At 64.9% G+C, this 23,015-nt stretch carries 18 protein-coding genes; 8 read left to right on the top strand and 10 right to left on the bottom strand.

Going from position 1 to position 23,015, the window contains the following annotated elements; all coding sequences use genetic code 11:
* Positions 1-20 precede the first annotated feature (20 nt).
* Both MB84_RS13345 and MB84_RS13350 read left to right on the top strand, forming a co-directional pair.
* Entirely contained in the window at positions 21-1,973 is a 1,953-nt protein-coding gene (locus MB84_RS13345) for an FUSC family protein (RefSeq protein WP_084009774.1), read from the top strand.
* Positions 1,974-2,091: 118 nt separating this feature from the next.
* On the top strand, positions 2,092-3,252 hold the full coding sequence (locus MB84_RS13350; protein WP_046292129.1) for a methyltransferase: 1,161 nt from the start codon (positions 2,092-2,094) through the stop codon (positions 3,250-3,252).
* Between the two features lie 69 nt (positions 3,253-3,321).
* Here the strand turns inward: MB84_RS13350 and MB84_RS13355 are convergent, their stop codons facing one another.
* Complete coding sequence (locus MB84_RS13355; protein ID WP_084009775.1) at positions 3,322-4,620, bottom strand: TIGR03862 family flavoprotein; 1,299 nt, start codon at positions 4,618-4,620, stop codon at positions 3,322-3,324.
* 260 nt (positions 4,621-4,880) lie between these two features.
* On the opposite strand from MB84_RS13355, the gene MB84_RS13360 reads away from it, so the two are divergent.
* A complete protein-coding gene (locus tag MB84_RS13360) occupies positions 4,881-5,630 on the top strand; it encodes a class I SAM-dependent methyltransferase (protein WP_046292130.1) in 750 nt (249 codons plus the stop codon).
* 52 nt (positions 5,631-5,682) lie between these two features.
* Here MB84_RS13360 and MB84_RS13365 read toward each other — a convergent pair whose 3' ends face one another.
* The 6 genes from MB84_RS13365 to astD all read right to left on the bottom strand — a co-directional run bounded on the left by MB84_RS13365 (position 5,683) and on the right by astD (position 10,630).
* Positions 5,683-5,874, bottom strand: a complete 192-nt coding sequence (locus MB84_RS13365; protein ID WP_046292131.1) for a DUF2964 family protein — start codon at positions 5,872-5,874, stop codon at positions 5,683-5,685.
* Positions 5,875-6,090: 216 nt separating this feature from the next.
* Positions 6,091-6,306, bottom strand: coding sequence for a DUF2964 family protein (locus MB84_RS13370; protein ID WP_046292132.1), 216 nt, complete (start codon positions 6,304-6,306; stop codon positions 6,091-6,093).
* 272 nt (positions 6,307-6,578) lie between these two features.
* Positions 6,579-6,872: a DUF1488 family protein gene (locus MB84_RS13375; protein ID WP_039403045.1), complete on the bottom strand. Its 294-nt coding sequence runs from the start codon at positions 6,870-6,872 to the stop codon at positions 6,579-6,581.
* Between the two features lie 200 nt (positions 6,873-7,072).
* Complete coding sequence (locus MB84_RS13380) at positions 7,073-7,639, bottom strand: NADPH-dependent FMN reductase (protein ID WP_046292133.1); 567 nt, start codon at positions 7,637-7,639, stop codon at positions 7,073-7,075.
* A gap of 64 nt (positions 7,640-7,703) precedes the next feature.
* Positions 7,704-9,065 (bottom strand): N-succinylarginine dihydrolase, encoded by a 1,362-nt coding sequence (gene astB, locus MB84_RS13385; RefSeq protein WP_046292134.1) that lies wholly within the window; start codon positions 9,063-9,065, stop codon positions 7,704-7,706.
* A gap of 83 nt (positions 9,066-9,148) precedes the next feature.
* Positions 9,149-10,630, bottom strand: a complete 1,482-nt coding sequence (gene astD / locus MB84_RS13390; protein WP_046292135.1) for a succinylglutamate-semialdehyde dehydrogenase — start codon at positions 10,628-10,630, stop codon at positions 9,149-9,151.
* Positions 10,631-10,827: 197 nt separating this feature from the next.
* On the opposite strand from astD, the gene astE reads away from it, so the two are divergent.
* The 4 genes from astE to MB84_RS29905 all read left to right on the top strand — a co-directional run bounded on the left by astE (position 10,828) and on the right by MB84_RS29905 (position 15,761).
* Positions 10,828-11,913: a succinylglutamate desuccinylase gene (gene astE / locus MB84_RS13395; RefSeq protein ID WP_084010040.1), complete on the top strand. Its 1,086-nt coding sequence runs from the start codon at positions 10,828-10,830 to the stop codon at positions 11,911-11,913.
* A gap of 312 nt (positions 11,914-12,225) precedes the next feature.
* Entirely contained in the window at positions 12,226-14,109 is a 1,884-nt protein-coding gene (locus tag MB84_RS13400) for a hypothetical protein (protein WP_046292136.1), read from the top strand.
* 129 nt (positions 14,110-14,238) lie between these two features.
* Positions 14,239-15,423 carry an AI-2E family transporter YdiK gene (ydiK, locus tag MB84_RS13405; protein ID WP_245725364.1) on the top strand — a complete coding sequence of 395 codons (1,185 nt, stop codon included), beginning with the start codon at positions 14,239-14,241 and terminating at the stop codon, positions 15,421-15,423.
* A 137-nt stretch (positions 15,424-15,560) separates the two neighbouring features.
* Positions 15,561-15,761, top strand: coding sequence for a hypothetical protein (locus tag MB84_RS29905; protein WP_157122718.1), 201 nt, complete (start codon positions 15,561-15,563; stop codon positions 15,759-15,761).
* 47 nt (positions 15,762-15,808) lie between these two features.
* Here MB84_RS29905 and fahA read toward each other — a convergent pair whose 3' ends face one another.
* Together fahA and hmgA are read right to left on the bottom strand one after the other, a co-directional pair.
* Complete coding sequence (fahA, locus tag MB84_RS13410) at positions 15,809-17,083, bottom strand: fumarylacetoacetase (protein WP_046293786.1); 1,275 nt, start codon at positions 17,081-17,083, stop codon at positions 15,809-15,811.
* Positions 17,084-17,210: 127 nt separating this feature from the next.
* A complete protein-coding gene (gene hmgA / locus MB84_RS13415; RefSeq protein ID WP_046292137.1) occupies positions 17,211-18,530 on the bottom strand; it encodes a homogentisate 1,2-dioxygenase in 1,320 nt (439 codons plus the stop codon).
* A 129-nt stretch (positions 18,531-18,659) separates the two neighbouring features.
* Here hmgA and MB84_RS13420 point away from each other — a divergent pair, with 129 nt between their 5' ends.
* Positions 18,660-19,565, top strand: a complete 906-nt coding sequence (locus MB84_RS13420) for a LysR family transcriptional regulator (protein WP_046292138.1) — start codon at positions 18,660-18,662, stop codon at positions 19,563-19,565.
* A 57-nt stretch (positions 19,566-19,622) separates the two neighbouring features.
* On the opposite strand, the gene MB84_RS13425 is transcribed toward MB84_RS13420, so the two are convergent.
* On the bottom strand, positions 19,623-23,012 hold the full coding sequence (locus MB84_RS13425; protein WP_084009776.1) for a hybrid sensor histidine kinase/response regulator: 3,390 nt from the start codon (positions 23,010-23,012) through the stop codon (positions 19,623-19,625).
* Positions 23,013-23,015: the final 3 nt, after the last annotated feature.

Raw genomic sequence — 23,015 nt, forward strand, 5'->3', positions numbered from 1 at the left:
CCGGGAGCGCTTCCCTCGCGATGACGCGCACACCCCCGACATCGCCAACGCCCGACTTGCCCCCGCCGGGACGACGCGTCGCATGGATGTCGCGTCTGGCACGTCTGGAGCCGGTGGCGTTCTCGCGCTGGGACGCCGTGCACGCCGCCCTGTCGGTCGCCGTGCCCACGGCCATCGGCGCATCCATCGGCTACGGTGCAGACGCCTCGCTCATCGCCCTCGGCGCACTGCCCGCCATCACGGGTGACCGCACCGGCCCCTATCGCTCGCGCGCCCGCTCCATCCTGATCACTATCGTGACCGGCGTGCTCGGCTTTCACGCCGGGATGCTGATCCACACCGTGGGCGAGACCCATCCGTGGCTGGCCCACGTGCTGCTGCAAATCGCCATCCTGTTCTTCAGCTTCATCGGCACGTTTGGCAACGTGGCGTCCGCAGCGACGTTACAGGGCGCGGTCTACCTGATCGTCGGCTGGGGCCTCGCGCTGCCCCCGCCCGAATGGCGCGCGCCGTTACTGCTCGCCGCCGGTGGCATCTTCAGCATGCTGCTCATGGCCGTGCATTGGCTACGGCACCCCGGCGCGGCCGAGCGCGACGCCGTCGCCGCGATCTACCAGCAATTGGCGAACGTGCTGGATGCGAGTGGTACACCGCGCGTAAGGCTGGCCCGGCGCTCGCTCGAAAACGCCATTGCTGCCGCCTACGACACGTTGCTCACGGCTCGGGCGAGCACATCGAGCGGCTGGGAAGTACTGGAGCGCCGCGCCGCGCAGATCCTTGCCGCCGAGCCGATCACGTCGGCGGTCATCGGACTCGTGCAGAGCGGCCAGCCGGTGCCCGCACCACTGGGCAAGGCGCTCTACGGTTTGGCACGCAACATTGCGCGCGACCGCCCCGTGGCGATCGACACCGCCGTCACGGCGGCCAAGGAAAACGACGCACCGACGCTGGCCGCCGCCTTGCGTCGCGCCGAGCCGCTCCTGACCGGTGTGGTGCATGCGTCCGAAGCCCCCCTTGTGGCGCTGGCCCGTCATCAGGCCCGCGCCGCCGTGCACCCGCGCTGGATGCCGAAGTGGCCGTGGCCGGACGTCTGGCGTTACCTCGTGCGCATTGGCCTGTGCGTACTCGTCGCGCAGATCTTCATCGCCGTCGCGGCGCTCCCGCGCTCGTACTGGGTGCCGCTGATCGTCGTGGTGATCTTCAAGCCGAACTACGGCTCCGTGTTCGCGCGCGCGTTGCAAAGCGGCGTGGGCAGTATCGTCGGCGTGGCGGTCTCGGCCGCCGTCGTCGCCATCGACCGCAACGGCTGGTTCAATCTCCTCACGCTGATACCGCTGGCGGCCTGCCTGCCGTGGGCGTTGCGGCGTAACTACGGACTGTTCAGCGCGTTACTGCTCCCGATCCTGATGCTGGTGATGGGGGCCTTGCAGCCGGGCAGTCAGGACATTGCGCTGGCACGCTTCATCGATGCCGTTGCCGCCTGCGCCATCGTGCTGCTCGTGGGCTATCTGCCGTGGGCGAAGTGGGAGCGCCGTCAATTGGACGAGCGGGTGGCGAATGCACTCGACGCGCTCGGCCGTTACGCAGCACTGGCGGACACGCATGACGCGGACGCTGCGTTCGCGGCGCGACGCGCGGCTTACAAGGCATTGGACGACACACGCGTCGCCTTGCAGCGGGCGCTGTCCGAGCCGCCGCTGGTGAGCCGACGCGCCGCGCGCTGGTGGCCTGCGCTCGTGTCGCTGGAGCGGGTCGCAAATGCGATCACCGACACCGTCCCGCAGGGGGACGATCACGACGCACCGGTGCATCCCGGCGCGGCAATTCTCACGCACATCGCCGCCGCGTTGCGTCACGGCGGCCCCCTGCCCGCGCTGCCCGACGGGCCCATCGACGGCGTCGATCCGATCCTCGACCGGGCGTTGCGCGAGGCCATCGGCATGCTGTTCGGCGCGCCGAGCGCGTCCGACTGAAAGGCGGCTTCTCGGTCCGCTCGAGACCGGCTTTCGGCCCGGACACGTGCCAACGCAGGCATAATGCGGGCTTACGGCGCACCCACAGTGCGCCGCCACGCCCTTCAGAAGACCTCGCATGAACCATACCCCGACGCTAGACTGGACCGAAGACGGTCGCCCCGTCACCGCCCGCTGGCGCTCAGAAGCTGGCGTCACGCCGCCGCGTCGCGTCGAAGTCGTCGACGACACCGTGACGGCCGACGAAGCCTACCAACTCGCCTGCGGCGGCACCGCCCTGCTCTATCGTGGCGATTACCAGAACGCTCGTCAGTTGATGCAAGCGATGGCGCGTCGCGTCGACCGCCCGCCGCATCGCCCGCGCCGCAAACCGGCCGCCAAGGACGCTCCCGCCCCAACGCCCGCCGAAGGCTTCCACAAGCACCGCATGGCACAGGCGCAACGCGCGCGCATTCTCGGCATGGTGCTGATCCCGCTGGACGCCGACTATGGCATTCCCTTGCGTCGTGCACCGGACGTGCGTGAAGCCTGCACCGAAGCGTGGGGCGCACCGGACGCTAACCCTTCGGTCGCCTCGCTGCGTGAAATTCTCGGGCTGATCGGTGCGCACGAGTGGCGCAAGAAGGGGGTCGCGATTCCGGCCCTGGGTGCTTCCATCCACCCGTGGTACGGCGTGTTCTCGCCCGTGCGCGGCGAGTATCTGCAACTCATCGATCAGGCACCGCTGCCTGCCACGTCGCTTGCTTTCGACGTCGGCACCGGGACGGGGGTAATCGCGGCACTGCTGGCGCGTCGTGGCGTTGCGCAAGTCATCGGCACCGATCGCGATGCCCGTGCACTGGCCTGTGCGCGCGAGAACATCGCACGCCTTGGCTACGACCGCTCGGTGAAGATCGTCGACGCCGACCTGTTCCCGGAAGGCAAGGCCCCCCTGATCGTGTGTAATCCGCCGTGGTTGCCTGCGAAGGCCAACGCGCCCATCGAGCACGCCATTTACGATCCCGACAGCCAGATGCTCAAAGGCTTCCTGAACGGGCTGGCTGCGCATCTGAGCCCGGGTGGCGAAGGCTGGCTGGTGATGTCCGATCTCGCCGAGCATCTCGGCCTGCGCACACGTGAGACGCTGCTGCCGTGGATCCACGGTGCGGGGCTCGTGGTGCTGGCGCGTCACGACGTGCGCGCCCATCACCCGAAGGCCGCCGACGCCAACGATCCGTTGCATGCCGCCCGACGCGCCGAAGTCACGTCGCTGTGGCGTCTGGGTGTGCGTCCCGCCTAAGCGCGGGGACGCCAGACCGGTGGGTGACTCGGGAAGCGCCGACGGCGAATGCCGTCGGCAAGCATCGCTTCAGCGATTCGCGTCGAGGTAAGCAGCCGCGCCATCGCCCGCCACGCAAGCGCTCGCAAAACAGGCCGTCAGCAGATAGCCCCCGGTGGGCGCTTCCCAGTCGAGCATCTCGCCCGCGCAGAACACGCCGGGCAGCGTCTTCACCATCAGTTGGGCATCCAGCGATTCCAGCGACACGCCACCGGCGCTGCTGATGACTTCGGCAATCGGCCGGACCCTGAGCAACGTCAGCGGCAAGCGCTTGATGCCTGCGGCAAGCGCCACGGGATCATTGAACGTCTCGCGAGACAAACATTCGCGCAGCAACGCCGCCTTCACGCCCGCGATGCCCAAACGACTCTGCAAGTGGCTCGCCATCGAGCGCGACCCGCGTGGGCGCGCCACTTCACCCGCCACGCGCTCCGCACGCCAGTCCGGCAGCAAATCCAGATAGACCTGCGCGCTGCCGCTCGACCGGATGGCGTCGCGAATCGGCGCGCACATCGCGTAGACGAGACTGCCCTCGATGCCGTGTTCGGAAATCACGAATTCGCCCTGGCGCGTGGTGCCGTCCGGCAAGGTCATCGTGACCGACTTCACGGGATGGCCCGCGAAGCGCTCGCGCATGTGCGGCGTCCAGTCCGTCTCGAAGCCCGCATTCGCCGGAATCAGCGGCGCAACGCTCACGCCGTGCTCGCGCAATGACGGCACCCACGCGGCGTCCGACCCCAGTTGCGGCCAGCTCGCGCCGCCGAGCGTCAGCACCACCGCTTTCGCACGGACCTGACGGTCGCCGGTCGGCGTGGCAAAGCGCAGATGGTTCGGCCCTGCCGCGGCGTTCTCGTCCCATCCAAGCCAACGGTGCCGCACATGCAGACGCACCCCCTCCGCGCGCAACCGCGATAGCCATGCGCGCAACAACGGTGCGGCTTTCATGTCGACGGGAAACACTCGGCCGGACGTGCCCACGAACGTGTCGACGCCCAGGCGGTGCGACCACGAGCGCACGTCGTCCGCACTGAAACGACGCAACCACTGACCGACGGCCCCGGCGCGCTTGCCGTAGCGCCCCACGAATGGCTCGGCGGGTTCGCTATGCGTGAGGTTCATGCCCCCCTTGCCCGCCATCAGGAACTTGCGCCCGACCGAGGGCATGGCGTCGTACACGTCCACCCGCCAGCCCGCCGCCGACAGCACTTCGGCCGCCATCAGGCCGGCCGGTCCCGCGCCGATGACGGCAACATCGACAACATCGACGGTGTCGGTCGGTGCAGCGTTCGGATCGTCGGATGGGCAATGAGGTGCGTTCAATCGGGACATGCTGGAATCTGAGGAAGACCGGCGGCGGAAACCCCGCGCGGCAAGGCCGACATTGTCCCACATCGGTGACAGATGACGCCCTCGAAAGCCCTGTCGAAATGACTCATGGGCGCCACATCTGCAGGATTCTCGACGCTTTGGCGTTACAATCGCTCCCCCGCATTTTTCATCCGTCCCGTCGCCATCGAGACGCCTGCCCGGCCACCACTGCCGATGCACGCTCGCCGTTTGCGCCGAGGACGTCACACGTGGAGTCGCGCATGTCGTCATCCGAACCGTCGTCGATGGGACGCACCGCTTACGCCAGTTTCGCCGAACGTTACGCCGAGATTGCCGTCACCAAGCCGCACAACGCGCTGTACGAGCGCCCTGCCACACGGCAATTACTAGGCGACGTCGCCGGTTTGCACGTTCTCGATGCGGGCTGCGGGCCGGGCATCAACAGCGCGTGGCTTGTCGAGCAAGGGGCCACCGTCCATGGCATCGACGTGACGCCGGAAATGATTGCACTGGCGCGCGAGCGCTGTCGGGGTATGGCCGTCGCCTTCGACGTGCAAGACCTCGGTGCACCGTTCGCCACACTCGCCGACGACAGTTTCGACGCGGTCGTCAGCGCGCTCGCACTCGATTACGTCGAAGACCTCGGTCCGACGTTCCGTGAATTTGCGCGCGTGGCCAAACCGGGCGCCACGCTGGTCTGGTCCATGGGACACCCCATGCGCGACTGGCTCGACGAGCGCACGCGACGCAACCGTAGCTACTTCGAGATCACACGCTTCGGGATGTACTGGAGTGGCTTCGGCGAGCCGAAGCCCTTTGTGGAGTCTTACCGTCGTCCGCTGGCAGGCATTCTCAACGCCGCGGCAACGGCCGGTTGGCAGCTCGAACATATGGTCGAACCGCTCCCTCTGCCGGAGATGAAAGCCGTCAGCCCCCGGCTTTATGACGAGCTATCCCAAGCCCCCGCCTTCATGTGTCTGCGGGCACGGCTGCAGAAGCCCGCGTCTTAAGTCGGGTGCAGGCCGGGTGCAGGCCCGGGGCGGGCGGTGTCGATTTGCGTCCTCACGATTCGTCGCGCACGCCCCACGGAATCAGCATCGTGGCGGTGCACGTCGCACCCGCCAGCACGGCGGCCACGCCGTAGCGGGACACCTCGGGCAGGTTGAAGAGCAAACCGTGGATTGTGGCGAAAATGCCGCCCAGCATCACAAACGCGGCGATGGAGGCAATGCAGACGCGGGTATCGGAGCACATACTTCACCTCGCAACGAGGCCACGCCCGTTGCGAAGCCAGTGCTTCGATCGCGAGACTTCACGAGACCGGCGGCGTCACCCCATCGGCGCATGCCGGGGCCGCGCAAACTTCGGATGGCTTCGACGGCGTCCCTCGATTTCAGTGTAGGACGCCGTTGCGCAAACGGTAAGCCGACCAGCGCCGGTCCGGCCGTCGTGCGGCAAGCCTATCGAAAATCAGGACTTTGTCTTGGTCTGCGCCTCGGCCTCGCTGTCGCGCGGCCAGGGTGTGAGCATCACGACGACGAACAAGATGCCGAACAGCACCGTGATCACGCCGCCGTGCATCACGTGTGTCTTGTCGTAGAGCAGTCCGTGAATGGTAGCGAATGCCCCGCCAAGCGTCATGAACGCCGCAATTGAGGCGATGACGACGCGAAATTCCGAGCCCATAGCGACTCCTTATTGTTATCGGCAATGGTGCCGCGCACGAACCTTCTTGGGTTCGCCACATCAGTTCGCTGAGTAACTTCTTTCGCGGCAACACCAGTGTACGCCGAACACTATGGCGCGCCAATTGAGTCGTATGCCTAACCATCGGGGGTTTGATACGCATCAATATCCCGACCCTTGGCAGCCAAGCGAAACCCCGCCGGTCGCTACCTTTACCTCATTGGAAGAAAACTGGCTCGCCGGACGTCGCTCAACTGTCGCTCGATTCTCGCTTAGCGGCGTGCGCTCTGACTCTGCGCCCAGCGGAAATGCCCGCTGCGCAGCAGGACGGGACCGGGAAGTCCCATCGCGAGATATTCGCGCGTGAGGGCGTGGATGCGGCTGCGACCGTGTTCGAACGCGTGAAGCAGGTCGTCAGCGCGTGCCGAGTGGGCGTGGAAGTGGGATTCCAGCGCTTCGGCGGAGACGGCACAGTCGATCGGCCGACCATTGACGACGACCGCAAACTCGATCGTCAGCTCTTCGTAGTTGAACATGGGACGGTGATCCGGAAACTCGATCTGCATGGCGGCACCCCCGGTTGACGAAAGGACGCAATCGACGTGTCGGCCGACACGTTCCATCCAGCATAGTGCATCGATGGATGATCGGAAAATTGCGTCGCTTATCGGTTCGTCACGATCGATTGGGGAAGGTTCCGGATCACTCCGATCTCGATATTTAACGTTAAATAATCATTGCAAGTCCATGATGAATAACAACTAAATCATTTTGAAACATTGCCCTGGCCGACAAACTCGACGAAGCCCGCGACAAAATCCTTCAGTTGCGCACGCACAGCGTCATCGACAAGATTGCCATCCGCGTCGACGGCCTTGTTCGCATGCGAGACCATCAACCGCCCCTGCCACCAGGGCTTAGTTTGCAAGGTGCGCAGCACTGGCAACCAGGCGTTCTGGCCAAGGATCGTGCCGAAACCGCCGGGAGACGCGCCCATGATTGCGACCGGCTTGCCGCGAAAAACCCGCGCGCTATCGGCGGGCGGACGCGATAGCCAATCCAGTGCATTTTTGAACACGCCCGGCATACCGTTGTTGTACTCGGGGGTCGCGAGCAGCAGGCCGTCGGCCTGGGCAATGGCGTCCTTCAGGGCCGTGACCGCCGCGGGGATTCCCTCGCTCGCTTCGAGATCGCCGTCATACAGCGGAATGCCGTGAAGGGTTCTAACGTCCAGGGTGACGCCCGCCGGTGCCACCGCCTTAGCGGCTGTCAGCAGTGCCGTGTTGTAAGAGCCCTTGCGCAGGCTGCCGGACAAACCAATGATCGTCGTCATCGAATCGACTCCTTTGTCGTTGCAAAACGCAATGTATTGACGGCGGCGCGACACTTGGTATGGCTCACGCCACGCGTTGAAAGGGGTACAGGCTACCGAGGCCGAGCAGTTGGGTGAGTTCGTCGAGCGCGGTGCGGCACTCGTCCAGCAACGCCGGATCGGCCAGATCGGCCACCGCCAACCGGTCACGGTAGTGACGCTTCACCCAATCGCTCAACGTGGCGTAGCGAGCGTCGTCGATCCAAAGCCCCGCGTGCACCGCCTGACGCTGTTCGTCGGTAAGCACCACACGCAGCCGCAGACACGCCGGTCCGCCGCCGTTACGCATGCTTTCGCGCAAATCGAAGACGTGCAGCTCGCGAATAGGCCCACCGCTGGCGACCAGCGACTCCAGATAACGCCATACTGCCGGGCGTTCCCGGCATTCCTGTGGCACGACTAGCCGCATGCCGCCCCCCGCCTGTCGCGAGCGCGCCAGCAACTGGCTATTGAAAAGGTAGCTGCCCACGGTGTCTTCCATCGACACGTCGGCTGCCGAGACCTCGACGACTTCGAGCGACGTGCCCTGTGCGGCCAGGCGTTCGCGCAACGTGGCCAGCACGGCCGCCTGATCGAGGAATGCTTGCGCGTGGCAGAACAGCACGTTGCCGTTGCCCACCGCAATCACGTCGTTATGGAAGACGCCCGCGTCGATGGCCTCGGGATGTTGCTGAGCGAAGACGACGTCCGCCTCGTTCAATCCATGCAGGCGGGCGATGGCCTGACTCGCCTGCAGCGTCTGACGGGCGGGAAAGCGCCGTGGCGCTGCGGCGGTGGCGAGGTCGTCTCGACCATAGACGAAGAACTCGACGCCGCGCTCGCCGTACGCGCCGCATAGCCGCGTGTGGTTGGCGGCCCCCTCGTCGCCCAGCGACGGCCAGCCGGGCAACGCGTCGTGATGCGCAAAGTGGCTCTCGTCGGCAAACGCAGCACGCAGTACGCGGGACGTGGTGTCGTGCTCGATAGCGCGATGCAGCTTGCTGCAAAGATTCGCGGCGGTGAAGTGCACGCGACCGTCCGACGTGTCGGCCGACGGACTGACGGTGGCGGCATTGGCCGTCCACATGCTCGCCGCTGAGCAGGCGGCCCCAAGCAATCCCGGCGCACTGCGGGCAGCCGCGCGGATGACGGCGCCGTCGTCCCCTGAAAACCCGAGCGTGCGCAACAACGCGACCGACGGACGCTCCTGCGGCGGCAACACCCCCTGCGCATAGCCCATGTCGGCCAGCGCTTTCATCTTGGCAAGCCCCTGCAACGCGGCTGCGCGGGGGTTCGATACGCGATTGGCGTTGTTGGCTGACGCCACATTGCCAAACGACAAACCCGCGTAGTTATGCGTGGGGCCGACCAATCCGTCGAAGTTGGCTTCGAGGGCAAAGCGCGTCATGTGAAATCCTGAGAGAAAAACCCAATCCCTGAGACGAAAAACCTACGGCAGTGCGTACCGCAATCTGCGGCATTGTGCCTGAATCACGCCGCGCCAAAATCTAATCCCGGGCTCAGGCGTTCCGGCATCGCCACGCGGTCGGCCTCCATCGACGCTATTGGGTACGCGCAGTAGTCGGCGGCATACCACGCGCTTGGCCGATGATTGCCCGACGCCCCTACCCCACCGAACGGCGCGGCCCCCGCCGCCCCTGTCGTCGGACGGTTCCAGTTGACCACGCCTGCCCGAATCTCGGCGAGAAACTGTTCGTATCTTGCGGGATCGTCGGACAGTAACCCGGCAGCAAGTCCATAACGGGTGCGATTCGCGAGCTGGATGGCGTCGTCGAACGTGTCGTAGCGCAGCACCTGAAGCAATGGCCCGAAGTACTCCTCGTCGGGCAAGGCATCGCGCTCGGCGAGCGTCGTCACGTCGATCAATCCTGGCGTCAGCAACGCCGAGCGGCCATCGGGCTGAGACAACGGCACAATGGCGCGCGCCCCCCGCCCCACCAAATCGGCCTGCGCAGCCGTCATGCGACGTGCGGCCTGCAACGACACCACCGCGCCCATGAACGGCTGCGGCTCGGCGTCGTAACGGCCGACGCTGATACGTTGCGTGACGTACGTCAACCGCTCAATGAATGCATCGCCCTGCCCGCCTTTGGGCACCAGCAACCGGCGCGCGCAGGTGCATCGCTGTCCGGCGGACAGAAAGGCCGACTGGACGGCGACGTGTACTGCGGCGTCGATGTTCCCGGGCGTGTCGACGAGCAACGGATTATTGCCGCCCATCTCAAGCGCAAGCATCTTGTCCGGCCGACCGGCGAATTGCTGATGGAGCGCACGGCCGGTGGCGGAACTGCCGGTGAAGCACACGCCGTCGATAGCGTCGTGCGCGGCCAGCGCGACGCCGGTGTCGCGCGCACCTTGCACAAGATTGAGCACCCCCGGCGGCAAACCGGCTTCGATCCAGCATGCCAGTGTTCGCTGCGCGACGCCGGGCGCCAGTTCGCTGGGCTTGAACACCACGGTATTGCCCGCCAGAAGCGCGGGCACGATGTGCCCGTTGGGGAGATGCCCGGGAAAGTTGTAAGGACCGAACACCGCCATGACGCCGTGCGCGCGGTGCCGCACGACGCTCTCGCCGTCGGCGACCGGACTGCGTCGCTCGCCGGTTCGCTCCTGATAGGCTCTGGCCGAGTTGACCACTTTGGCGGACATCGTCGCGACTTCGGTACGCGCTTCCCAGAGCGGCTTGCCGGTTTCGCGGCCAATGGCGTCCGCAAGCGTCTCCGTGTTCGCAGTCACGATGGCCGCGAAGCGCTGCAACACGGCCAGACGGGCATCGACGCCGAGCCTCGCCCAGTCGCGTTGCGCACGACGCGCGGCCTGCACCGCAGCGTCGACGTCCGCCGCATCGGCGGCATGCCCGCGCCAGACGACGTCGCCAGACATCGGATCGAGAGAGCGGAATTGCGCACCGTTACCAGCACGCCAGACACCATCGATGTACAGATCGGTCATGAATCGCAGTCCCAGAGGCCACGCCCGATGATGCGGCGTGCGATGCGGATCATGATGACACGGATTCGACAGACGGAACAACGCACGGCCGTTGCACGCGGCGGCAAATGCTTGTCCGCCGGGCGTGCGCGACGTCGCATGACAGTCACGTCATGGACACGCATAGAATACGAGTCAGCTTTAGGAGAATGCTCATCATGACCGACGCCAAACGTTCGGCCCTTCGTCATTGGCTCAGTGACGTACGCGAATCGCGAGATCACCCTCACGACGCGGGCATCGATCCTTGCGGTGTGCGCTGGCAGCGGCACGCAGAGGGCGTGCTGGAATTGACGCCTGCTGCCTCCGACACGTCCGATGTATCGGATTCGTCGGGATCGGCCGACGCCGAACTCCCGTCTGCGGCAGGCCGTCCGAGTCATCGTTATGACGCCATCCTCTCCTGCGGCATTCACGGAGACGAGACAGCCCCCATCGAAATCGTCGACGGCATCTTGCGCGACATCTCCGACGGCAAACTGACGCTGCGCGAGCGTGTGCTCGTGGTGCTTGGCAACCCGGATGCCGTGCGCGCAGGCAAGCGCTATCTCGAATACGACCTCAATCGCCTGTTTCAGGGCGCGCACGCCAAGCGCGCCGAGTCGCCAGCCGTTCAGCGCGCACGCGAGCTGGAAGTCATCGTGGCGCAGTTCTTCGCAGGGGGGGACGGCGTGCGCCGCCGGCGACGTCACATCGACATGCACACTGCGATTCGCGCTTCGATTTTTCCCCGCTTCGCCGTCGTCCCGGGCACCCCGGAACACCCCCCTCAGGCCGCCTGGTTCCACGCCCTCGCCGCCGCCGACATCGAAGCGACGATGCGCACCGAACAGCCGTCCGTCACGTTCTCCTACTACACCTGTGCGCGGTTCGGGGCCGAGAGTTGCACACTGGAGCTGGGCAAGGTCGCGCCCTTCGGCGAGAACCGGCTGGCGGACTTCGCGGGCATCGACGCCGCGTTGCGCCGATGGTTGTCCGGCGGCGACATGGCCGCGCGCGAAGATGGGCAGGTGTTGCAGCCGAAGCGCTTTCGCGTGGCGGCTGAAATCGTGCGCCGCACGGATGCGTTCGTCCTCGACGTGCCCGCCGACACGCCGAACTTCACGGCATATCCCGCAGGCACCGTACTGGCGCGCGACGGTGAGAATACCTATACCGTTTCGCATCCGGAAGAACGCATCGTGTTTCCCAATGCGAATGTGGCTAACGGTCTACGTGCAGGCGTCATGGTCGTGCCCGAGTGAGTGAAGGAAGGCGTGAGGCAGGTGCGGGACACCCCCGGCGGTCGGCGACCTTTTACGTGGTTGTCGGTGATGTGTCACTGCCAATGCGCGACGGCGCCTACGCAGGATTGCGAATGAACGTTTCTAAACGCCTGTCCGGGCGTCGTCGTCGCGCGGGGATACGGGTAGCATCGCCCACTTCATTTCTCCTGCGAAACGGCCGCGGGCAGCGCGGGTAAGGGGCGTAGGGAAAACGCGCGTGTCCGGCCGTCCACCGACGACATGCCTCACGAACTCTCGCTAGCTCCCTCCTACTTTTCACGCGTCAACGCATTGAACGTCGACCCCGTGGCGGCCACCCCCTCGACCGAACCGGCGCGCCACCTCGTCGACGATTTCACCCGCGCGCAGCAGGCAGCCCTGATGCTGACGCAGGGTCATCGCGCCCCTCGGGTCACCGCTGTCGCACAGGCGATTCCGCGCGAACAGGGCGACGAGCTCTCGCTAGTGCTGCGGCGCGCCGCCAACCTGGCGTCGTCGCGGAGCGCACAACGGGGACGCGCCCTCGCGTCAGGCCTAACCATTGCGCGTGACGCCCCCGCCGCCGCCGATCAGATCTACACGATGCTGCGTGACGAGGTCGCCGTGCCCGCACTGCGCCGCTTCGAACGCATGCACTGCAACGACGCATCGCGCAGTGGTGGCCGCCCCACCGCCACAACGGCCACGCCGCCGTGGTTCGACGAACTACTCCCCCATCTGCGCACGGAATCGCAACTGCTGGCGCAACGCGGCCTGTGCGTCGACAAGGTCCGGCATCGGCTCGATGCGCTTGTGCGTCACGAGCATCCCGGCGTCTCGTGGCGCGCGATGCAAATCGGCCTGGAGCGCGACGCGTTTCCCTTCGCCCTTGGCTCTACCGTGCTCGCCATCCTCGCCGATACCGTCGATCCGCAGCGGCGTCTCGCCCTCATGTGGCCGCCCATCGAAGCGATGGGGGTTGTACTGATCAACCTGATCGGCATGGCACGCTTTACCGCCGGGCGTCCGGAACTGGCGAGCCGGATAGCGCGTATCACGCCAACGCAGTCGCTGGAAGCCGTTAGCGCCATGTTGCGACATCCGGTACGAGACTTCGCAGCACACGTGATCGGATTCGTGTTTTGCTACGGTGTTGTGCGCAATCTTGCGCGAATCGCTGCCGAAGCCGGGCTGTCGAGTGCGGTGCCGGGCATCATGGCGTATCGGTTTGGTAACACGATCCACGCCGCGCTCGAGATCCTGTTATGTCCGATTCCCGGCGCATTCCTTGGGCCGATCGTCGACCGCATCGCGCTGGATCCGGACCATGCCCGGCTCGAACCGCTGTTGCAGGATCGCTTTGCGGATCTGATCTGCAAGATGAGCGACGACGTCCCGCCGCAGACCGGCGAGTCGTTCTGGCCCGCGTTTCAGGCCGCCTTGGGGGGGTTGCTGCGCTCCGGCGCGCCGAAGGCCATCTGGCTCACGCTGACCCTCGGCTTCTATTTCCTGTCGACGTTCCACGGCGCCACCTCCGTGACCGGGGAGTTCGACGACGGGTCCAATGCACCCGGTCCCGACGAACCCGTCTGGGAAAGCGCGTTGGCGCTACGCGCTAACACGACCGCTGCCCCGGAGACCGGCAGCGCTGCGGGCGGGGGCGTCGACTGGCACACACAGGCAGTGCTCAGCGTGCTGTACGGCCTGATTGCGTCCTTTGTGTCGATGCAGGGCATGGCGTCGCGGCATGAGGCGATTGCCACGGCCTACACGCGTCGGCGGGGGCGGCCAAAGATCAGCACCGTCACACTGGTCTCGCAGGACGATTCGGGACATTCGTCCGGCAGTTCGCATTCGGATCTGCCTGACAGTCCAGTCAGCCCGGCCAGTCCGGCCAGCCGCCGTACGAACGCCTTTTCCATCGCCAACGGCCCGCACGCCGATACCGGTGACACGTCCGGCGACGACGCCGTCTTCGTGCCGATGAACGACGCCATCAGCACGTCGTCGGACGGCGACGTCGGTCGTCCCGTGTCCGCCGGTCCGGATGCCCCGCATCCCGGGCATCAGAGCTTTCAGGGACGCAAGCGGGGGACGTCGATCCCGCCCGCCGGTGTGTCTCCGCCAGCGAGACACCGGACTGCCACGGCCTCGATTGAGGACGGCGAACGCGAAGACATCCACACGCCTTTGTGACGAAGTGTTGCGCGCACTTGCCGTGACTGCCCCGGCGTGGCATCTTGCTCTCCAAGCGCGTTCTTTGCGCATGACACTTCTGACGGACGCACCGCAAGACGCGTCATCCCCCTGCCTGCCGGAGCGCCTATGCTTAATTCCACGCCGAGCGAACTCGCTCGTAATCTGCTGATCGTGCTGGTCCTCGGACTGCTGATCGTCGGCACTTTATGGGTGTTGCTGCCGTTCCTGCCCGCCTTCATCTGGGCCGTGACGATCGTCGCCTCGACCTGGCCGCTGCTCATCGGTCTCCAGCATCGCCTGTGGGGCAAACGGTGGCTTGCCACGACCATCATGATCGTCGGCATGCTGATCATCGTGGTGGCGCCGCTCTCGGCAGCGATCGGCACGCTGATCGGGCACGCTTCGGACATCAGCGATCAGGTGCATTCCTTCGGCCAGAAAGGACTCCCCATGCCCCCCGACTGGCTCGCGCGCATTCCCGTAGTCGGGCAGCGCGCCAGCGAAGAATGGCAGTCGCTTGCGGCCGCGGGTCCCGGTGGACTTGTCTCCAAGGTTCAGCCGTACGCCGTCAAAGCGGCATCATGGGGATTTTCGAAGCTGGGGTCCATCGGCTTGCTGGTGGTTCACCTCGGCCTCACGCTGATCATTTCCGGCATTCTCTTCATGCAGGGCGAACGGGCCGCACGGGCCCTGATCCGCATTGCGCGACGCCTCGGTGGCGATCGTGGCGAGGAGTCGGTGCGGCTTGCAGGTATGTCGATTCGCGCGGTTGCGCTTGGGATCGTCGTGACGGCCGTCACGCAGTCGTTGCTCGGCGGACTCGGCCTGTGGCTTACCGGCGTGCCGTTGCCGGGTTTCCTGACGGCGCTGATGCTGGTGCTGTGTATCGCGCAGATCGGGCCGTTCCCGGTACTGCTCTCGAGCGTGGCGTGGCTCTACTGGCAAGACAGCCCGACGCTCGCCACGTTGCTGCTGGTGCTGTCGGTTTTCATCGGCATGCTCGATAACGTCATGCGACCGATGCTCATTCGCCGGGGCGCCGATCTGCCGATGACGCTGATTCTCGCGGGGGTACTCGGGGGGATGTTGACGTTCGGCATCGTCGGACTGTTTGTCGGTCCGGTGATTCTCGCCGTGACATACACGCTGCTGATGGCGTGGATCAACGAGGGACTGAACCGTCCGGCGACGGCACCGAGCGGTGCACCGCTGGCGTCGCCTGCGGATGGGGAATCCTTGCCGGAAGGCACGCCGGATGCGGCACCGAAGGTGCTCTCGACAGCCGCACCTGACGTCAAGAAACCGCGCTGACCCCACGGTCGGCGGCGTGAACGCGGGGCGCGTACGTCACGCGCCCCGTACCCATTTTTCGGATTCTTTCACCTGTCGCGTATCACCGCGACGTGGCTAAATGGCTCCCACACCCACACACCTTCGGGAGCCACGTCATGCCATCGACCAAGACCACCGTCCAGACCACCCCACGTCCTCGGCGCTCGCTACGCGTGCCGCGTCGCGCCCGCCTGGGCGATCCGCCGCTGTTGCGACGCGTCGCCAATGAACTGGCCTACACGCCGACACGTTGCCGTGTCACCGCGAGCCTGCTCGTGGGACGCGTCAATCCGTGGTGGCAACGCTTGCCCGCGTAGGGAGATCAGGTCGGAGGCAGGGTCGGGGGCAGGCCCGACCCGAGCGTTCAGCGCGCCTTGGCAGGGAGGATCTTGCCGGACACGTTGCCGAAGCCGATGCGATAGCCGTCGCCCTGACACCAACCGCTCATCACGACGGTGTCGCCGTCTTCGATGAACGAGCGCTTCGCGCCGCCGGCCAGCGTGATCGGATTCTTGCCGTTCCACGTGAGTTCGAGCAGGCTGCCGAACGAGTCCGGCGTCGGGCCACTGATCGTGCCCGAACCCATCAGATCACCCACACGGACGTTGCAACCCGAGACCGTGTGGTGGGCAAATTGCTGCGCCATGCTCCAGTACATATGACGGAAGTTCGTGCGGCAAATCGACGTCGCCTCGGCATCGCCTTCCGCTTGCAGCAGGACTTCGAGTTCGATATCGAACGCGTGCTTGCCTTGCTGTTGCAGATACGACAGCGGCTCGGGCGATTGCGCCGGACCGGCCACGCGGAACGGCTCGAGGGCTTCCATCGTCACGACCCACGGGGAGATGGAGGTACCGAACGTCTTCGCATTGAACGGGCCAAGCGGCACGTATTCCCACTGCTGAAGATCGCGGGCGGACCAGTCGTTGAGGACCACCATGCCGAAGATCGCAGCCTCGGCGTCTTCCACGCTCAGCGCTTCGCCAATGGCTGTTTCACGACCGACGATGAAGCCGGTTTCCAGTTCGAAGTCGAGCTTGCGGCAGGCGTCGAAAATCGGGCGCGGCTGATCCGGCAGCTTGATCTGGCCGTTCGGTCGGTGCAGCGGCGTACCGCTCACGACCACCGAGCTGGCCCGGCCGTTGTAACCGATCGGAATTTCGAGCCAGTTCGGTAGCAACGCGTTAGCCGGGTCACGGAACATGCTGCCAACGTTGGTCGCGTGCTCTTTGGACGAGTAGAAGTCGGTATAGCCCGGCACCTGCACCGGGAGATGGAGCGTGGCTTGCGCCAGCGGCACGAGCGCTTGCGACTTGAGCGCGGCGTTCTCGCGCAGTGCGGCGTCGCCGTCGACAGCCAGCAGCGAGGTCAGGCGAGCACGCGTGGCACGCCAGACGGCACTACCGAGCGCCACGAACGCATTGATCGACGCCTGTGCGAAGACGGGCGTGTCGCCTGCCTTGAGCACGCCGGCGGCTTCAAGCGCCGCCAGATCGAGCACCTGATCGCCAATCGCGACGCCGACGCGCGGCGTGGGCAGTGCTTGCGTGCTGAACACACCGTAGGGCAGGTTTTGCAGCGGAAAGTCCGTCACACCGGTGTTGGCAGACGCGACCCAGCTTTGCAGGAGAGCAGACATGTGGAATTCCTTGTTCGAGGTAACGCTTCGGCCGACCGTGCGCGAGAGCAGCGCCGGGTCGGCCGTCAGGATGATCAAAGGTGTCGTGGCGCGATGGCGTCTGTGCCTTTCACGCCAACATCGGCCCTTACTTCTGGTTGGGGTTGAAGTGCTTCTTCAGGTCCTGCCAGCAGGTGTAGTAGTTGTCCTGCAACTGCTTGGTCTCCAGCGCGAAGCGCGTCGGGCGAATCACCGCCGGCGTTTCGAACATGAAGGCCATCGTGGCGTCCACCTTGTGCGGCTTGCTCGTGTCGGCCGCCGAGGCCTTCTCGAACGTTCCCGCATCGGGGCCATGACCCGACATGCAGTTGTGCAGGCTCGCGCCACCCGGCACGAAGCCCTCGGCCTTGGCGTCGTACACGCCATGGATCAGCCCCATGAACTCGCTCGCAATGTTGCGGTGGAACCAGGGCGGGCGGAACGAGTTTTCCATCGCCAGCCAGCGCGGCGGGAAAATCACGAAGTCGATATCGTCGACGCCCGGGGCATTGCTTTGCGATTGCAGCACCAGGAAGATCGACGGATCCGGATGGTCGTAGCTGATCGAGCCGATCGTGTTGAAGTGACGCAAATCGTATTTGTACGGCGCGTAGTTGCCGTGCCAGGCCACCACGTCCAGCGGCGAATGGCCGATATCGGCACGCCACAGCGCCCCACCGAATTTCGCCACCAGTTCGAAGTCGCCCTCGACGTCCTCATAAGCCGCGACAGGCGTCAGGAAGTCGCGCGGATTCGCGAGACCGTTCGAGCCGATGGGGCCCAGATCCGGCAGACGGAACAATGCGCCGTAGTTCTCGCAGATGTAGCCACGGGCGCGGCCGTCGGGCAACGTCACGCGAAAACGAACGCCGCGCGGCAGCACGGCTATTTCGTACGGCTCGACCTCTAGCACGCCGAATTCGGTGGCGATACGCAGACGCCCTTCTTGCGGCACGACCAGCAATTCGCCGTCGGCGTTGTAGAAAAAGCGGCCGTCCATCGACTTGTTGGCCGCGTAGACATGAATGCCGCAGCCGTGACCGGCGTCCGGACCGCCATTACCGGCCATCGTCACCATGCCGTCGACGAAATCGGTCGGCGCTTCGGGCATCGGCAGCGGGTCCCAGCGCATCTGGTTCGGCGGCGTGGGCACCTCGTCGAAGCGGCTCAGCCAGCGCGTGTTCTCGATCGCAGTGAACGGCTTATGCATGGCGGCAGGACGAATGCGGTACACCCACGAGCGGCGATTGTGACCGCGAGGCGCAGTGAATGCCGTGCCGGAGAGTTGTTCCGCGTAGAGGCCATAAGGCGCACGTTGCGGCGAATTCTGCCCGATGGGCAGCGCGCCCGGCAATGCTTCGGTCGCGAACTCGTTGGCGAAACCGGACAAATAGCCCAATTCCCCCTGAATCTGATCTGCTTGACGCATGAGTGCCTCGTCTCCTGTTTTCGAATGGCACAATTGTCCGCCAAGCGACCACATTTTGCGATATAAATAGACAAATCCACTATATTCACAACGCGAATATCACTCCGGTGATCCGCTGACGCTTTCTTTATGATTTCCTTGCGCGACGTCGATTTGAACCTGCTGGTGGTGTTCCACGCGGTACTCACGCACCGGAGCATCTCTCAGGCGGCACGGGAACTGGGGCTATCGCAGCCCGCCGTCAGCAATGGCCTCGCACGGCTGCGGCAAACGTTCGAAGACGAGTTGTTCACGCGCACGGGCACCGGCATGCAGCCCACGCCGTTCGCCGAGGCGCTGGCCGAACCCGTATCGGCCGCATTGGAGGGCATTTCGCGGGCCATCAACCATCGTGAGGCGTTCGATCCGGTGAGTAGCCAGCGGGAATTTACGTTGGCGATGACGGACGTCGGCGAGGTGTACTTCATGCCCGCGCTGATCGACCTGTGCACACAACTGGCGCCGGGGGTCCGTATCAGCACGGTTCGGGCGTCGCTGCCCGATCTGAAGGAGGCGATGGCCGCAGGGCGCATCGATCTTGCGGTGGGGGCGTTCGACGATCTGACAGGGCCGTTTTTCCAGCGAAGGTTGTTCCGGCAGCAATATGTGAGCATGTTCCGCATCGGTCACGCGCTCGACACGCCGAACGCTGGGCTGGCCGAATTCAAGGCGGCTCGCCACCTGTTCGTCGCCACCGGCGACAACCCCTATGCGCGCGTCAATCAGCTTCTCGCGCAGGCGGGCTTCGGTTGCGACGCCAACTTCTGGGTGCCCCACTTCATCGCGGTGCCCTACATCGTCAGCACGAACGATCTGGTGGTGACGGTGCCGCAGAAGTTTGCCGAACGCGCCGCCGCACCGTTCGGGCTGCACTTCGTCAAACCACCTCTGCGTCTGCCAGCGCTGCAAACCAATGTGTTCTGGCACCGTCGCTACCATCAGGACGCCGGGAACCAATGGCTACGTCAGTTGATTTCGGAACATTTCGTGGAATAGGGACGGCGGGCCAACCATTCCCGCCTCCACCCGCCGCGATCCCTTCCTACCTCACGCTCACGCGTCGCTGGCGATAGCGTGCCCTTGTGAGCGCAGCCAATCGTTCCAGGCCGTATCGAGTGCGTCGAAAGCCGCCTCCATCTGTCCGACCGACGCCTGCGGCGCGAGATGTTCGACCTGTGCGGCTAGGGACGCCAGCGAACTCAGACCAAACGCCATGAAGCCTCCACGCAGCCGGTGCGCCGAGTGGCGGAGTGTCTCGCGTGAAGACTCGGCGAGCGCCGCCCGACAATTCGCGATGTCCTGATCCGCAATCTTGACAAAGGTGTCGAGCATGTCCGACAAGGGCAAGCGCCAGTCCTTGGGTGACGCCGCCTCAGGCACAGGTCTGGGGGCATTCTCGATCAGTCGCGACGACGCCGGCAACGGCGCGATCTCTACGCAAAGCGACGGGTAGCGCGAGCGAACCAGTTCGATGACCCGCAGCAACGAACGGGCGTCCACGGGTTTGTAGACGACCGCATCGTAAGGCGATTTTGCCTCGCGATCATTGCGCAGCGTGACGTCGGCCGTCGCCACCACCACCGGCACATGGGGTGCACGTGCCTTGATCGCCGTCGCCAGCGCATGCCCGGAGAGGTGCGGCATGTTGGCATCGGTGATAACGAGCATGTGCGACTCGGCATCGAACGCGTCGAGCGCTTCGCGAGGGTCGTGATAGCAATCCACCATCGCGCCGAGTCCTTCCAACTGACGTGACAGCAACATGCCGCTGATCGGATGATCGTCTGCGACCAGCACGTACCAACCGGCCAACGGCCTCACGCGCGTCTGTGCATTGACCGTGCCCGGCACCGGAAGGTCGGCGTTGGTCGACAGGCCCGGGCGTGGCGTAGCGCCCAGCGCCTCCCAAAGTTCGGCCTGTTGCAGCAGGGCGATGTCGCGCGGCCACGTCGGTGTGCTTCCGGCTGGACGGTCCACCGGCGTAGCACGGAGTAAGTAGACTTCCGCGCCCGCCATGCCACGCACCGGCCATTCGTCAGCGAACATCAGGAGACCGGAATCCTGCTCGCGACCGGCCCCCGTCGACCACGACACGGCGTCGTCATATCGAACCGGGACGAAACCCGCACGACGGATCAACGCATCGAGGTACCAGTGACGACGCGACAATGCGCTCACATAAGCGAACGTCTCCTGCGAATCCACGACAACCGGGGCCTCGCTATCGGGGGCCCACGGCAGATGCAGCGTGAAGCGCATGGTCGTGCCCTGCCCCTGCTCGCTGTCGACGGCCAGAACACCACCGAGCATACCGACGAACTGATGCGAAATCGCCAGCCCCAGCCCCGTGCCATGCTGCATGCCCGGCTCGGTGGTGCTCTTGCCGAATGGCCGGAACAGATCGGCAAGATCGGCAGCCGCGATGCCTACACCGCTATCGCCCACCGTAAAGGCCACGTCGCAGCCCTGCATATCCGAGCGCGTCACCATTGCACTGAACGCCACGTGTCCCTTTTCGGTGAACTTGATGGCGTTGCCGACAAGGTTGGTCACGACCTGTCCGAGACGCAGCGCATCCGTGTGCACCGCACGAACGAGGAGCGGATCGATCATCCAGTCCAACGTGAGGCCCTGCAAACGCGCGCGACCTGTGAACGACAACCCCACCGCCTCAAGCTCCTTTAGCAGCGAGTAATCGCGAGAATTCAGTTCGAAGCGACCGACCTGAATGCGTGAATAATCGAGAAGATCGTTGATGAGATCGAGCAAATTACGCGTCGAACTCTCCATCACGTCCACGTAATAGCGATGCTCGTCGCCAAGGTTCTGCGCACTGAGCAATTCGAGCGACGCCAGCGTGCCGTACAGTGGCGTGCGCATCTCATGGCTGACGGTCGTAAGGAACACGTCCTTCGCGCGATTGGCGCTCTCCGCAGCAAGACGTGCCTTGCGTTGCTCCAGCTCGAAGCGGCGCTGTTCGGTGACGTCCGACAGTGTGCCGATCAACACCGGTTGCTCACGAAACACCGTATCGACGAAGCTCACCGCGTAGTGGCGCTCACCCGCGTCGTCGAGCGCACTGAGGAGACGCCGGACGGGACGTGCCGCCACGCCGCTGTGCAGTTGACGGTACATCCGCGTCAGCTCGCCATCGCCAAGATGTCTGAGCAAATCGACCGTACCGGCATACGCCGGATTACTCATCACCACGGCCGGCTCGAACGGATCGATGATCGCCATACCGACGGGTGCCGTCTCGATAAGCGTCTGGGTGAAAGCATCGCGCTCCAGCAACGCCGTCGTGCGCTGACGCGCAGGTTCGATGATGCGTTGACGCATGTAACGCATGCCAGCATAGACGCCGCCAGCGTACAGGAGCAATAGCAACGTCGCGCCGAGCAACACCGTCGCGTTCTCTTTCAGCAACTGCGCGGGGCGCACGGCGTAACGCACGAACCACGGCGTCGATGCCAATCGCCGCTCGAACACCAGACGCTGACCGTCGGAGCGCAAGGTCATCTGCGCGCCGCCAAAGAGCGGCAGCGTAACCAGCGTACGCAGATAACCCAAGGACGACATCGGAAGCCCGGCGCTCGCAATGACAAGGCCATCGTCCGAAATCAGCTGGAGCGCTTCGCCTGAACGTTCAAGATTGCGCATGCGTGGCGGCACGATCATATCCGGTGACATGCTGGTGCCGACATAAAGCACCAGATGGCCGTGTAGATCGCGGATCGGCACGAAACTCGAAACGGTTTTCAGATGCGTGACAGGATGCGTGTAGTTGTAAGTCCAGAACGGACCTTCACTGTTGCCCCGGATACGCGCGTGATAGCGCTCGACCTTGTTGATTTCTGCGAGAATCGCCTGCGTGTCGCGCGCCAGGTCGGCCGGGCTGAATGCTTCGCGGCCAACGGCGGGACGATAGGTCGCAAACGCTCCGTCTGCGGAGATGATGAAGGTCTCGTCCTGTGCGTCGAGCGGACTCCAGAAGTTGGCGTCGAGCACCATGAGGCGCAACGTCAGACGCGCGAGCAACGCTGCGCGCTCTTGCGTGATTTCCGCCAGTTTGACGATTTCGAATTCGCTGTCCCAGCCCACGCCGTTGATGCGCCGCGCAGTGCCCGCCGGCATGGAGATCAGCGGCTTCAGAATGCGGTCGGTCAGCGCCTGCGTAGCACCGCCGGGACGCACGGTGCTTGCCTGGGTCGCCTGCGCCATCGCGCGAGCCTGTTCGTTGAAGATCTCGAGGTCCCGGATTTCGCGCCCGACAGCCGCAAAGAACGACTCCGTCTTTTGTCCGCTTTGCCAGAGGGTGCCGAAGAGCGCATAGGAGACCGCTGCGACCCACACCGACAAACCGAACAGCAGGGCCAGCAGGCCACCAATGCGAAGCAGGCGGCCCGCGATCGCGATGTCGCGCGTCATCGTTCTGGCAGGCATAGA

Source organism: Pandoraea oxalativorans (genome assembly GCF_000972785.3).
Classification (GTDB): Bacteria; Pseudomonadota; Gammaproteobacteria; order Burkholderiales; family Burkholderiaceae; genus Pandoraea; species Pandoraea oxalativorans.

Bases quoted from the DNA above. Each gene is read 5' to 3' on its own strand.
- MB84_RS13345 (WP_084009774.1), top strand. From the start codon at position 21: ATGACGCGCACACCCCCGACATCGCCAACGCCCGACTTGCCCCCGCCG.
- MB84_RS13350 (WP_046292129.1), top strand. From the start codon at position 2,092: ATGAACCATACCCCGACGCTAGACTGGACCGAAGACGGTCGCCCCGTC.
- MB84_RS13355 (WP_084009775.1), bottom strand. From the start codon at position 4,620: ATGTCCCGATTGAACGCACCTCATTGCCCATCCGACGATCCGAACGCT.
- MB84_RS13360 (WP_046292130.1), top strand. From the start codon at position 4,881: ATGTCGTCATCCGAACCGTCGTCGATGGGACGCACCGCTTACGCCAGT.
- MB84_RS13365 (WP_046292131.1), bottom strand. From the start codon at position 5,874: ATGTGCTCCGATACCCGCGTCTGCATTGCCTCCATCGCCGCGTTTGTG.
- MB84_RS13370 (WP_046292132.1), bottom strand. From the start codon at position 6,306: ATGGGCTCGGAATTTCGCGTCGTCATCGCCTCAATTGCGGCGTTCATG.
- MB84_RS13375 (WP_039403045.1), bottom strand. From the start codon at position 6,872: ATGCAGATCGAGTTTCCGGATCACCGTCCCATGTTCAACTACGAAGAG.
- MB84_RS13380 (WP_046292133.1), bottom strand. From the start codon at position 7,639: ATGACGACGATCATTGGTTTGTCCGGCAGCCTGCGCAAGGGCTCTTAC.
- astB (WP_046292134.1), bottom strand. From the start codon at position 9,065: ATGACGCGCTTTGCCCTCGAAGCCAACTTCGACGGATTGGTCGGCCCC.
- astD (WP_046292135.1), bottom strand. From the start codon at position 10,630: ATGACCGATCTGTACATCGATGGTGTCTGGCGTGCTGGTAACGGTGCG.
- astE (WP_084010040.1), top strand. From the start codon at position 10,828: ATGACCGACGCCAAACGTTCGGCCCTTCGTCATTGGCTCAGTGACGTA.
- ydiK (WP_245725364.1), top strand. From the start codon at position 14,239: ATGCTTAATTCCACGCCGAGCGAACTCGCTCGTAATCTGCTGATCGTG.
- MB84_RS29905 (WP_157122718.1), top strand. From the start codon at position 15,561: ATGCCATCGACCAAGACCACCGTCCAGACCACCCCACGTCCTCGGCGC.
- fahA (WP_046293786.1), bottom strand. From the start codon at position 17,083: ATGTCTGCTCTCCTGCAAAGCTGGGTCGCGTCTGCCAACACCGGTGTG.
- hmgA (WP_046292137.1), bottom strand. From the start codon at position 18,530: ATGCGTCAAGCAGATCAGATTCAGGGGGAATTGGGCTATTTGTCCGGT.
- MB84_RS13420 (WP_046292138.1), top strand. From the start codon at position 18,660: ATGATTTCCTTGCGCGACGTCGATTTGAACCTGCTGGTGGTGTTCCAC.
- MB84_RS13425 (WP_084009776.1), bottom strand. From the start codon at position 23,012: ATGCCTGCCAGAACGATGACGCGCGACATCGCGATCGCGGGCCGCCTG.